This is a genomic window from Neobacillus sp. BP17 (assembly GCF_059579525.1).
Genome location: NZ_CM184198.1, coordinates 5,191,716 through 5,203,885, shown reverse-complemented (window position 1 = coordinate 5,203,885; position 12,170 = coordinate 5,191,716). Strand labels below are relative to the sequence as shown.

11 protein-coding genes are annotated in these 12,170 nt (G+C 38.5%); 9 read left to right on the top strand and 2 right to left on the bottom strand.

The features are described 5' to 3' along the window. The first annotated feature begins 10 nt into the window (after nt 1–10). Together AC4QJR_RS25420 and AC4QJR_RS25415 are read left to right on the top strand one after the other, a co-directional pair. Nucleotides 11–1,147 carry a muconate cycloisomerase family protein gene (locus AC4QJR_RS25420; protein ID WP_496524612.1) on the top strand — a complete coding sequence of 379 codons (1,137 nt, stop codon included), beginning with the start codon at nt 11–13 and terminating at the stop codon, nt 1,145–1,147. 74 nt (nt 1,148–1,221) lie between these two features. Beyond that, a complete protein-coding gene (locus AC4QJR_RS25415; RefSeq protein WP_496524611.1) occupies nt 1,222–2,022 on the top strand; it encodes a helix-turn-helix domain-containing protein in 801 nt (266 codons plus the stop codon). Between the two features lie 58 nt (nt 2,023–2,080). Here AC4QJR_RS25415 and AC4QJR_RS25410 read toward each other — a convergent pair whose 3' ends face one another. Next, nucleotides 2,081–2,977 (bottom strand): helix-turn-helix domain-containing protein, encoded by an 897-nt coding sequence (locus AC4QJR_RS25410; protein WP_496524610.1) that lies wholly within the window; start codon nt 2,975–2,977, stop codon nt 2,081–2,083. 118 nt (nt 2,978–3,095) lie between these two features. Between AC4QJR_RS25410 and AC4QJR_RS25405 the strand changes: the two genes are divergently transcribed. Together AC4QJR_RS25405 and corA are read left to right on the top strand one after the other, a co-directional pair. Further along, a complete protein-coding gene (locus AC4QJR_RS25405; RefSeq protein ID WP_496524609.1) occupies nt 3,096–3,878 on the top strand; it encodes a phytanoyl-CoA dioxygenase family protein in 783 nt (260 codons plus the stop codon). Nucleotides 3,879–4,050: 172 nt separating this feature from the next. Next, nucleotides 4,051–4,998, top strand: a complete 948-nt coding sequence (gene corA, locus AC4QJR_RS25400) for a magnesium/cobalt transporter CorA (protein WP_496524608.1) — start codon at nt 4,051–4,053, stop codon at nt 4,996–4,998. A 101-nt stretch (nt 4,999–5,099) separates the two neighbouring features. Here corA and AC4QJR_RS25395 read toward each other — a convergent pair whose 3' ends face one another. Continuing rightward, on the bottom strand, nt 5,100–6,119 hold the full coding sequence (locus tag AC4QJR_RS25395; RefSeq protein WP_496524607.1) for a LacI family DNA-binding transcriptional regulator: 1,020 nt from the start codon (nt 6,117–6,119) through the stop codon (nt 5,100–5,102). Nucleotides 6,120–6,587: 468 nt separating this feature from the next. On the opposite strand from AC4QJR_RS25395, the gene AC4QJR_RS25390 reads away from it, so the two are divergent. Genes AC4QJR_RS25390 through AC4QJR_RS25370 form a run of 5 tightly spaced genes read left to right on the top strand, consistent with a single transcriptional unit; the run spans nt 6,588 to nt 12,167 of the window. Then, nucleotides 6,588–7,907 (top strand): extracellular solute-binding protein, encoded by a 1,320-nt coding sequence (locus tag AC4QJR_RS25390; protein ID WP_496526745.1) that lies wholly within the window; start codon nt 6,588–6,590, stop codon nt 7,905–7,907. Further along, the gene (locus AC4QJR_RS25385; protein ID WP_251461246.1) at nt 7,907–8,785 is read left to right on the top strand and encodes a carbohydrate ABC transporter permease; all 879 of its coding nucleotides are present in this window, start codon (nt 7,907–7,909) and stop codon (nt 8,783–8,785) included. Before AC4QJR_RS25390 ends, AC4QJR_RS25385 begins: the two co-directional genes overlap by 1 nt. Beyond that, on the top strand, nt 8,772–9,602 hold the full coding sequence (locus tag AC4QJR_RS25380) for a carbohydrate ABC transporter permease (protein ID WP_098573970.1): 831 nt from the start codon (nt 8,772–8,774) through the stop codon (nt 9,600–9,602). The genes AC4QJR_RS25385 and AC4QJR_RS25380 overlap by 14 nt, the downstream gene beginning before the upstream one ends. Nucleotides 9,603–9,622: 20 nt before the next feature. Then, nucleotides 9,623–11,245 carry an alpha-glucosidase gene (locus AC4QJR_RS25375; protein WP_496524606.1) on the top strand — a complete coding sequence of 541 codons (1,623 nt, stop codon included), beginning with the start codon at nt 9,623–9,625 and terminating at the stop codon, nt 11,243–11,245. After that, nucleotides 11,223–12,167, top strand: coding sequence for an MTP-1 family protein (locus AC4QJR_RS25370; protein WP_496524605.1), 945 nt, complete (start codon nt 11,223–11,225; stop codon nt 12,165–12,167). Before AC4QJR_RS25375 ends, AC4QJR_RS25370 begins: the two co-directional genes overlap by 23 nt. Nucleotides 12,168–12,170: the final 3 nt, after the last annotated feature.

Genomic DNA, 12,170 nt, shown 5'->3' with positions numbered 1-12,170 from the left:
AGGAAAGGAAATGAAAATACATTCTTTAGATGTGTACATAGTGGACTTACCAACCATCAGACCCCATCATTTGGCGATGCATACGATTGTCACGCAGACGATTGTGATGGCCTGTATGACAAGTGAGGATGGAATAGAAGGTTGGGGGGAGGTTGCCACCATTGGCGGCGCCTCTTACTCGGAGGAAAGCCCAGAGGCCATTAAAGTGAATATTGATAAGTATATGAAGCCTTTAATCCTTGGAATGAACCCGATAAACTTTGATGCCATATCCCACCAGATTGGTATACATGTGAAGGGGAATTACTTTGCAAAAGCATTGGTTGAATCAGCGATGGTCGATTTAGTCGCTAAATCCATGGATATTCCAAGTTATCAGTTATTCGGGGGACAGTGTCATACTTCATTACCGGTTGCTTGGACATTAGCGAGCGGAGACACAGCAAGGGATATTGAAGAGGCGCAGAATTGCTTAGAAACCAAAAGGCATAATATTTTTAAATTGAAAATTGGTAAAGGCGATCCAAAGAAAAACGTAGCACACGTCATCAAAATTAAAGAAGCAGTTGGCGATGCAGCGAGTGTTCGTGTGGATGTCAATCAAGCCTGGGATGAAGTAACGTCTCTCTATTGTATTGAAGCATTAGAAAATGGCGGAGTGGACTTAATTGAGCAACCTTTAGTTCGTTGGAATAATGAAGGAATGTCAAAATTATCCTCGCGATTTAAAGTACCTATAATGGCTGATGAATCACTTGGAACAATTCAAGAGGCTTATCAAATTGCAAAGCATAGAGCAGCAGATATATTCGCTCTAAAAGTTCCAAAAGCAGGAGGACTAACGGCAACCAAGAAAGTAGCGGCCATTGCCGAAGCAGCTGGCATTCCGATGTATGGTGGAACAATGATCGAGTCATCATTAGGAACGGCCATTTGTGCCCAGCTTTATTCAACGATCCCTGAAATAACATTCGGTACAGAACTATTTGGTCCCCTGCTATTTAAAGACAATGTCACAGTAAACCAAATTGGATATGAGAATTTTGAATTGAAAATTCCGAACGGCCCAGGGTTCGGCATGGAAATTGATAAAGAAAAGCTGAAACATTATTCGAGAGCGAGAGAATTTGTTGGAAGTAGTATTTAATTTGTAAAGATAGTAAGAAGAATAAATAAAATCTGAGGGTGTCGAAAAAGGGAAGAAGCAGAAGGGGATCTGTAATGAGTTTACAGTTAAGTAACAATTATTTTATACCAATTCAGCCAGAATTAGAAAAAAACGCGGATTATTATCTCGAAAAAAAAGATATAGATATAAAAAGCCAAACTACTATACTGTTTTATCAATTTCAATTGAAAAAAGATTTAAACAAGTCTATTTCGATTGAACCAGATGGTTGTATTGACATCTTGTTTTGGTGTAATGACAGTTCCCCTCGTGCAATTGTATATGGAAGCCGACTCCAAAAAACACCTACTATTCTTCAAGCCGGATATGAATATTTTGGGATCCGATTTATACCTAATCAAGATGTAAGGGATTTCAATTATTCCATGAAAGAAATTACCGAAAGAGAGATCCACTTAGTTGACTTACTTAAATTAGATGCTCATACAATAGATCTATTAGTAAATGAAAAATACTTTTATAGGAGAATTAAATTATATAAAGAATTGATTGGCAATAAGCTTCATACAAATAGTTCATCACAAAGAATTATTAGTTATGCGATCAATAAAATTTATTCTTCAAAAGGAAATATTAATATTAATAGTCTAGCAGAAGATATAGGCTACTCTTCCAGATACTTACGAAAGCAATTTGAAGAGCATGTCGGGCTTTCACCAAAGTTAATTAGTCAAATAACAAGATATCAGTATTCTTTATCAATGTTATTATACGAAAGTCATTCTTTATGGGATGTTATTACACTAGGTGGATATTATGATCAAGCACATATCATTAATGAATTTAAAAAATTTGGGGGAATCACACCTAAACAATTAGTGAAGAACAGTTGAAAATTTTCCTTATTCTTATTTACATATCTAGAAAAGACTGAAATCAATTCAATTGATTTCAGTCTTTTCTCTTTTTCAAGTAATCATTTCGATACCTAGCAGGTGAAGAGTTCATCATCGTAGTAAATACGCGTGTAAAGTAATGCACGGATCCAAAGCCGGTAACATCAGCGATTTCTTTAATTGGAATGCTTGTCAATTCAAGCAGGCGAGCCGCTTCTCGTACCCTTTCCTTGCGAATATAATGGGAGAAACTTTCACGCAATTCATTAGAAAAGAGCCTCGATAAATGACGACTAGAAATGTGAAGATAGTCGGCGACATCCTCTAGCTTCAAGGGTTCTGATAAATTATCGCGGATAAACAATTTTGCTTGATACAAGTGTGTAGGAGAACTATTCGAAAAGATTTTTTCAGGACTGCGGCTTCGCTTATTTGCTTCGGAAAACATAGAGTGAAAGGACAGTATGAGTGTGTGTGCCATACTAGTAATTAAATTGAAATCGTCGCAACTCCCGTTTGACGTATAATCTACTAATGCCCTCCAGATTAAGGCCGTTGGAGAATCATCTGCCTCACTGATACAAATCCTATTGGTTCTCGCCAGTTGATTAAACCTGTGACTGGCCTCATCCATTGATTTTTCATGTAAAATCTCAAATGCGACAAATACAAGAAACAGTCCTGTTTCACTTAGAATTTGGTGATGAATGTTCGGACGGGATAAAAATAATGTCCCTTTCTTTAACTGAAATTGGTCATCCAAGTCTTTATAAAGTCCTTCTCCACTTAGTACATAACACACTTCAAAAAAGGAATGCCTATGTACGGGATTGTTGAAATGCTTTGGGTTTACCCCCCAGTAATTCACCTTAAAGGCAATTTCTTCTCCAAGCGGCCCCAGGGCATATTGATTTAAACTTCCTTCACTGTGTTTACATGATTGAACGATCAAAAACATCCCTCCGATGTCTTCAAAAGACAAAAAAACAGCCTATTTGGATAAAGACAGAAACCCATTATTTTCTTAAAATTATAACAATTATATGATCAACCTTAAAGGAGGAAATGGAATGATTACTTTAAAGGAAGTGGAATTTTACCAAGAAAATGGATACTTGCTTGTTAAAGGGGTTTTTTCAAAAGAGGAAGTAGAGAGAATGAAAACCGCAGTAGAACGGATTATTCAACGTGCAGCCAATACAAAACATGATCGAAATCATGCATGGCAAGGGGAGTACATCCCAGCGAACGAGTTAAAAAAACTGGTGTTAAAAGGATTTCATGATGTTCATTATCATGATGCATCCTTTTCTAGAGCGGTAATCCATCCCAATATGGTGTCAATTTTGCAAAAGCTGATTGGACCGAATGTGCAGTTACATCACTCCAAAATGCTGGTTAAGCCACCTGAAAAGGGAGCGGCTTTTCCCATGCATCAGGATCATCCTTATTTTCCTCACGAAAGTCATACTATGTTGGCTGCTAGTGTTCATCTTGATGATGCAGACTTGGAAAACGGATGCCTGAGGGTCATTCCAAAATCTCATCAAGAAGGTCCCGTTTCTCATGTAGGCCGTCACTACTTAAATCATAAGGAATATCCGATTTCCATAGGGACCCCGTGCCCTGCCGATGCAGGTGACGTTCTGTTTTTTAATTATTTAACGATCCACGGATCGGATAGTAATCGGAGTGACCGGCCGCGGAGAAACGTATTATTCCAATATCGGGACCCGTCGGATAAACCGACTGCCGATGTACACGTAAACTGGGGGCAAGGCTTGATGGTCTGTGGAGAAAACCCGACCTTCCGTGATTATCATGCAGATTTTGCCTCGAAAATAGTGAAATGAAAATATAATACAATTAGTCAGTGAAATAAATGAGCTGGGAGATACATTTTCCAAGCTCATTTTTTATGTGTAAGTAACGTTAACACATTTATGGTAATATCTTTTAAATAGACCGTTAAAAAGAGAGAAGTGCAATTTGGAAAGGCTGAAATCAATAAAGTGAGGTTTATGAATGATTTTTACCTATGCGATTACACAAGATAACCAGTTAATAAAAGATGTTAAGTTGGAGGAATTAAGGTCCGATCGATTCAAATTTTATTGGGTGGATTTTGAGGAACCAACTGAAGAGGAAACTAAGTTGTTAAGTAAATTTTTCCACTTTCATCCCTTGGCGATTGAAGATTGTCTGCATTTTATCCAGCGCCCCAATATGAATTATTATGATGGAGTCCTATTCTTTGTTTTACATTCATTAAGTAAAACAATAAGGTGCGAGGAGATAGATGTTTTTGTGGGAGAAAACTATGTCGTTTCTTTTCATAAGGAAAAGGAAGAGGCGATAGATGTGGTTAAGCAAAAATTATCATCAAGTAATAAAATGGAAATGGCTGGCCCGTTATATATTCTTCATAGCATTATAGATGAATTAGTAGATTGCTATTTTCCGATTTTGCATCAAATTGAGGACAAGCTAAATGAATATGAAGAGAAGGAAGCAAGCAGCAAAAAAATCATCGAAGAGGTTTATGAGATTCGCAGAGATTTGATTCGTTTGCGGAAAACGATCATTCCGATGAGAGATTTGTTATACCGGATGATAAACTCGAAGCGGATTCAGGAAACAAAGCAAATTCACCATTATTTTTCCGATATCTATGATCACTTGATGAAGTTAACAGATATGGTTGCTTCTAATCAAGACGTTACTTCTGATATGAGGGAGAATTACATGTCCGTTCAATCCAACCGAATGAACTCCATTATGATGACACTTACCGTGATCACAACCATCTTTATGCCACTTACATTTATTGTGGGCGTGTACGGAATGAATTTTGACCATATGCCAGAGTTACATTGGAAATACGGCTATTTTATTACGCTCGGGGTTATGGTGATAATAGTCATAGTAATGATTTTTTGGTTTTACAAAAAAGGCTGGTTATTTAAAAAGTAATGCAAATAATCTAGAAATATTATCCTTTCAAAATAACAACCCCGCTATCACTAAAAAAAGTGGCAGCGGGGTTGTATTTGTTTATAAATTCACTCAGATGATTATTGTTTTTTCTTAGCAGTGGACTCTCTTATGATTAACTTGGTTGGTAATAGGATTTCCTGAAACGGTTCTTCTTTGTTTTCCATTCTCCAACAAAGTTGTTCGACTGCCTTTTTACCGTAATAATTTAAATCGATATCCATCGTTGTGATCGTAGGGGTTGCGATTTGTGACAATTGCCCATTATCAAAGCTGCATACTGATGCATCTTCCGGTACTTTGAAACCTCTTTGCTGCAATATGGATGTAACTAGGAAACCTTTGCCGTCATTCACACAAAACCATGCTGAAGGCATGGCTTGAAGGCCGTTAAGAAATAAATTGATATCATGCTGATTTTCCTGTGTGTTGGTTAATATGAAATCTTCATTAGGGCTTATCCCGTATCTTTTTAAAGCTAGCAGGTATCCTTCTAATCGTTCTTGATAGCTAGGAGAAATGTCCACATTACCTACAAACGCTATTTCACGATGACCTAATTGAATTAAATGTTCCACAGCAGTGTAGGCTCCGAACCGATTATTTGTCAGGATCGAATCCGCTTCTAGGTGCGGTTCATGATGATCAATTAAAACCGTAGGGATCCCCGTATTTATTATCGTAGAAATATAGTCCGTACTGATATGAGATAGGATTAAAATGCCATCGATTTCGTGATTTATTAATAAGGAAGGCAGCGTTAAATTATTTTTGGTTTCGCTATCAATCGATTCAATAAACAAATTCATCCCCCGAGCTCTAAGCTCTTTTTCAACACTTAAGTAAATTTCACCAAAAAAGCTTTTAAGTGAAAATGCATAATCAGAAGCAATTAGAGCGATGTTTTTTAGTGTCTTTTTTTCAACTTGCTTTTGATTCCTACTATTAGAATAGGAATAACCTAATTCATCTGCAGTAGTTTGTACAAGCCTGCGGGTATCTTCACTAACTCCCGGCTTTCCAGATAATGCCTGGGAAACGGAGTTTTTCGAGATATTTAACCGATCCGCTATATCCTGCATAGTCACTTTTTTTTCCATTTCTTTGTTCTCCCTTAATCTATATCTTAATAATAATTTGTCATTACTTGTAATTGTATTGTAACGTTACAACACAAAAATTACAATAGTTATACAGATGACAAAAATGTAAGTTATTTATAATTAACTTTATTGCTTTAGTGATTAATTGTTGACATTATTAAAGTAAGGTGCAATAATTACGTTTGTAAGGTGATAACTTACATGACTTTAAAGTTACTTTGATGTTTTGTAATTCCATCAACACTTGTTGAGAAATGAGGGATTTGGGTTAATACCATAATTTTTGACTTGGATTACAAATAGTATACTTTTTTTTGAATGCTGTTGATAGCGCTGTCAGATAAGGCAGTTACGCCATCAGAAACACGTGTGATTAATTGAATAGTGTAATTATAGTTTAGGGCATTACTACTTTTATTAAAAGGTTGGATTAGATATTAGTCATTGGAGGAATATAAGATGAAAATGAAAAAAGTAGCATCAATCTTATTCGCGGCTTCTCTTACAGTTTCTGGTCTTGCTGCCTGTTCTACAGGTAACAACACAGGACAAGAAACAGGTAAAAAGGATGGAGTAACAACAATTGAATTCTGGGCTGCTCCAAACCCAACACAGCAAGTATATTGGAAGGAAGTCGCAGCAGAGTTTACAAAGGAAAATCCTAAGATCAAAGTTAATGTAAGTCCTATGAAGGAAAGCCCGACATCTGAAGCAAGTATCCAATCTGCGATTGCTGGTAAAAGCGCGCCTACCATGTCTGAAAATATCAACCGTGGGTTTGCCGCTCAATTATCCGAAAGCAAAGCGCTTGTACCATTAGATGAATTAGATGGATGGGATGAAGTAAAGAAAAACCGTAACATGGAAAATACGATGAAGGCTTGGGAGTTTGCGGACGGCCACCAATACGTATTACCAATTTACTCAAATGCGATGTTATTTGGCTGGAGATTGGACGTTTTAAAAGAGCTCGGGTTTAACGAGCCGCCAAAAACCTATAGCGAAATGCTAGATGTAGCGAAGAAATTAAAAGCAAAATATCCTGATAAATATTTATGGGCAAAAGCGGACCTTGCTGATCCTACAGCTTGGAAAAGATGGTTCGACTTCTTCATGTTGTATGATGCAGCATCAAATGGTAACAAGTTTGTTGAGGGAACGAAATTCACAGGTGATCAAAAAGCTGGTGAACAAGTACTGGGCTTAATGGATGATCTTCGTAAAGCTGATGCACTGTTAACAAGACAGTCAAAAGATCCGTTTGAAAGTGGTTTAGGAATTTTTGTCGATGTGGGTCCTTGGACTATTCCATACTGGGGAGAAAAATTCCCAGAAATGAAATTCAACGAAACCTATACATTAACACCTCCACCTGTTCCAGATGGTACAGATACTACCAATGTAAAAACGTTTGCTGATACAAAAGGTCTAGTTGTTTACGCTTCTGCAACAAAAGAACAACAAAAAGCAGCGATGGACTTCATTAAGTGGGTGTATTCAAAACCTGAAAATGATTTGAAATGGCTTGAAAAGACAAGCTTGCCGCCTGCCCGTGATGATTTAACATCAAACGATGCGTTTAAAGCGTTCTTTGACAAAAATCCAGCATTACAACCATATGCAGCCGCCGTTCCAAACGGTATCCCGCCGATGGATAATTCAAAATACAATGATATTCAGACTTTAATTGGTCAACATGCCTTCAATCCAGTGGTAAAAGGTGAGAAAAATCCGAAAACTGCCTGGAAGGACATGCAAGAAGCAATTGAGGGGGCTCTTAAATAATGAGCACAAAGCAAGGAAGGTTGGGCTGGCTATTTGCCAGTCCTTATCTTATATATGCGGTCGTTTTCTTTCTAATTCCACTGGTATGGTCACTGTTTTTATCCTTTACTGATTGGAATTTGATTGCACCAACTTTTAGTTTCGTTGGTATGGAAAATTACATGGAGGCTTTCAAGAGTCCAGGGGTTCAAAGTGCATTTTTTGTAAGTTTTAAATTTATGGCATTGTTTGTGCCGTTAGTTGTGGCATCTTCGATTATCGTTGCGTTAATCGTTCAAGGATTACCTAAATTTAAAGGGCTATTTTTAATTGGTTTTTTCCTGCCTTATTTAGCATCAGGGGTTGTATCGTCATTTATCGTTAAAGGGATCTTATCTTACAACAGTCCAGTGAATGAATTTTTGAGGGGCTCATTTGGATTAGATATAAACTGGCTTGGAACACCTTTTGCTGCACTCTTTGTCGTTGCGATGATTATCGCTTGGAAATTCACTGGCTACTATGCACTGATTTTAACGTCAGGATTTGAGAGTATTGATAAGGAAGTTTATGAAGCAGCTAGTATTGATGGGGTAACAGGCTGGCAGCGTTTTTGGAAGATCACCTTTCCACTTCTGTACCCGGCTTTGTTTACAGTATTAATCCTATCGATTGGTGTTACGTTTGGTATTTTCACAGAGGTGTATCAATTAACAGGTGGAGGACCAAATTTTGCAACTAATACATGGCAAATGGAGATTTTTACAAGAGCATTCACGAATCTTCAAGCGGGCTATGCTTCAGCGATTGCCATTATTGCGTCAGTAGTAACGTTTATTTCAATATTTATCATTCGAAAACTCTTAGAAATGTGGGGGAAACGAAATGGGTGGAGCTAAGAAAAACGGATTATTGTTTCGTTACCTAATTGCCGTTGTTCTCTTACTGATTATGATCTTTCCGTATATTTATATGGTGTTAAATTCCTTTGCTGTTTGGGATCAAGTAGATAAGAAGCTAATTCCAACAGAGTACAGCTTGAAATCATATCAATGGCTGCTTGGTGGAGGCGAAGCGGTCATCCCAAGGCCATGGCTTAATGCGTTTTTTAATAGTTTTATTGTTTCTGGTGCATCAACGTTTTTAATGATGGTTACAGGTGTTATGGTTGCGTATGCCTTAGCGAAAATTCCTTTTAAAGGTAGAGACACCGTTAATAACGTGATTTTATTTCAAATGTTTTTCCCGGCGATTATTTTGTTAATTCCTACGTTCCTTGTGATTCAAAGACTCGGCATGTATGACTCTTATTGGGGAATGATTTTACCAAAAGCCCTCAGCTTATGGGCGGTATTTATGTATACCAACTTCTTTAAGGCGATACCAGATACATTTATTGAAGCCGCAAAATTGGATGGGGCGAGTGAATTGCAAATCATGTTTAAAATCGTCCTGCCAATGTCGAAGTCGATTTCGACTGTTATCTTCTTATTCTTGTTTATGGAAAGATGGACCGAGTTGTTATGGGATATGTTAGTCGCGAAGAGCGATAATATGCTAACTTTAAACGTCCTTTTATCACAAATGTTTGGTCCTTATGGCGGCTATCCAGGGCCTATGTACGCGGCAGCGGTGTTATTAACCATGCCAATCATTATTATCTTCTTACTATTTGCGAAAAAGTTCCAAGAAGGAATGCAATTTACACTTAAGTAATTAATAGGAGTTTTAGTACTATGGTGAAATGGTGGAAACAATCGACTTTTTATGAAATCTATATGCCCAGCTTTAAAGATGGAAATGGTGATGGAATCGGCGACTTTACGGGGATTACCTCTAAACTCGACTATCTTAAAGAATTGGGGATTGACGGATTGTGGCTGACTCCGTTTTATCCATCACCAAAGGTCGATAATGGCTATGACATTTCCGACTATTATGGAATTGATCCGGATTATGGCACGATGGCGGATTTTGAAATGTTTATACAAGAAGCTCACCAACGTGGGATCAAGGTCATCGCCGATTTAGTGCTCAATCACACTTCTTCTAATCATCCATGGTTCCAGGAGTCAAAGTCCGCTAAGGATGATCCGAAGCGTGATTGGTATATCTGGAGAGATATGCCGAATAATTGGGAGTCATTCTTTGGCGGACCGGCTTGGGAATACGATTCGAGGACGAATCAATATTACTACCATGCCTTTGCGAAGGAACAGGTGGATTTAAACTGGGCAAACCCTGAAGTGAAACAGGCGATGTTTGATGTGATGAAATTTTGGCTTGAAAAAGGAATCGATGGTTTCCGGCTGGATGTCATCAACTTCTTAAAGGTGAAAGATTCGCTTCAGGACAATCCATATGATTGGGAGAAAAAGGAACAAATTCATTTGTACGATAAAGACCAAGAAGGAATTATAGCGACCATTGAGGAAATTGCCGAGTTTGTTCATCAATATCCAGATAAATTCCTTGTTGGTGAGGTAGGTTCCGAGGACTTGGAAGTTCTAAAAAAATATTCGGGCCTACACAAATTAGATGTGGTGTTTAATTTTAATATCGGGAGTATGGCTGAGTTTGATACAGATAGGCTCTTTGGGCAATTAGTGGAAACAGAGAAAACCTATGATTCTACGCAAATTCCAACCTTATTCTTTTCTAGTCATGATATGTCCAGGCATATTTCAAGATTTGGCGGCGATAAAGATCGTGCCAAACTGATTGCAACTCTGATGCTGACGGCAAAGGGTGTCCCCTTCATCTATTTTGGTGATGAAATCGGGATGAGCGATTGGATTACAGACGACCTATCGAAAATGAAGGATATTCAAGGAATCATGGGCTATACGCTCGCATTACAAGCGGGCAATTCACCTGAAGAAGCCCTAGTTGCTGCAAATGAAAAATCGCGCGACAAGTCACGTACTCCGATGCAATGGAGTGCACATGACAATGTCGGCTTTTCAGAGGGGGTGCCATGGATTACGGTTCCAGACGATGCCTATAAAGTAACTGTTGAAGACCAGATAAATAATCCGGAATCGATGCTTTCTTTTTATAAAAAATTGCTGAAGCTGCGAAAGGAACATTCATCGCTGCAGTTCGGGGATTATGAAGTTTTGCGAAATGAAGCGGGCCTGATCTATTTTGTCAGAATGGATTCAGTTGAAAAAATATTAGTCGTTTTGAATTTCACTGATCAACCAAGAACGCTTGAAGTGGAGGGAGCAGCCTCCATGAAGTTGTTACTTTCAACACATCGAACATGGTTGGATCGTGAAAGTGCCGTAACAATTTTAGCGAATGAAGCAATGATCCTAAAGGGGGAAATAGGAAATGACCTTGTTAAGGAAAGGTAATGCTCAAACATGTGAACAGCTGTTAGAGGAATATAAATCGAAACCACAACCAACCAATCCGGAAAAAATCGTATTCACCGGCATTGGGGAAAATGATGTCTATAATATTAGCGCACCGTTTGAGGATGAGGGAGAGTTAGTCATTGCCGGACGAGTGGAATCACGTGACAGTGAACACTCCAATGTATACTTCTTTGTCGAAAGAAACGGCGAGTGGGTACCAAGAGAAAATGCGCCTGTCCTGGAATTGCAAGATCCTTTCTTTACTCGAATCTCAGGAGAGCTAGTAGTGGGGGGCGTTCAAATTTTCCCTCATCCAACGAATGAAGGACAACTTGGCTGGAGAACCGTTTTTTATAAAGGTGAATCGATTGCAAGCCTACAAGAATTTGCAAAAGGCCCTGACGGAATGAAAGACCTGCGTTTAGTCGAACTAAAGGATGGAAGTATTGGGGTATTAACCAGACCTCAGGGTGAAAAAGGCGGAAGAGGAAAAATTGGCTGGACTAGTATTTCTTCCTTAGAAGAATTGACTGTTGATGTGGTCAACGAAGCGCCGTTACTACAAGGGCAGTTCATTGATGAAGAATGGGGCGGAGCCAACGAGCCGCATCTTTTATCAAATGGTCTTGTTGGAGTATTAGGACATGTTGCCTCCTTTGATGAAGAAGGAAACCGCCACTATTACCCAATGGTATTTGCCCTTGATCCGGAGACAAGTGAGTTTTCAGATATGGAGTTAATCGCAACTAGAAGTCAGTTCCTCCCTGGTCCAACGAAGCGTCCAGACTTAGAAGATGTCGTCTTTAGTGGCGGACTCGTTCGAAAACCCGATGGAACGGCTGATATTTATGCAGGAATTAGTGATGCAGAAGCTCAAAAAATTACCATTGTCGATCCGTTTTTACAATACGAGCGGTAAATC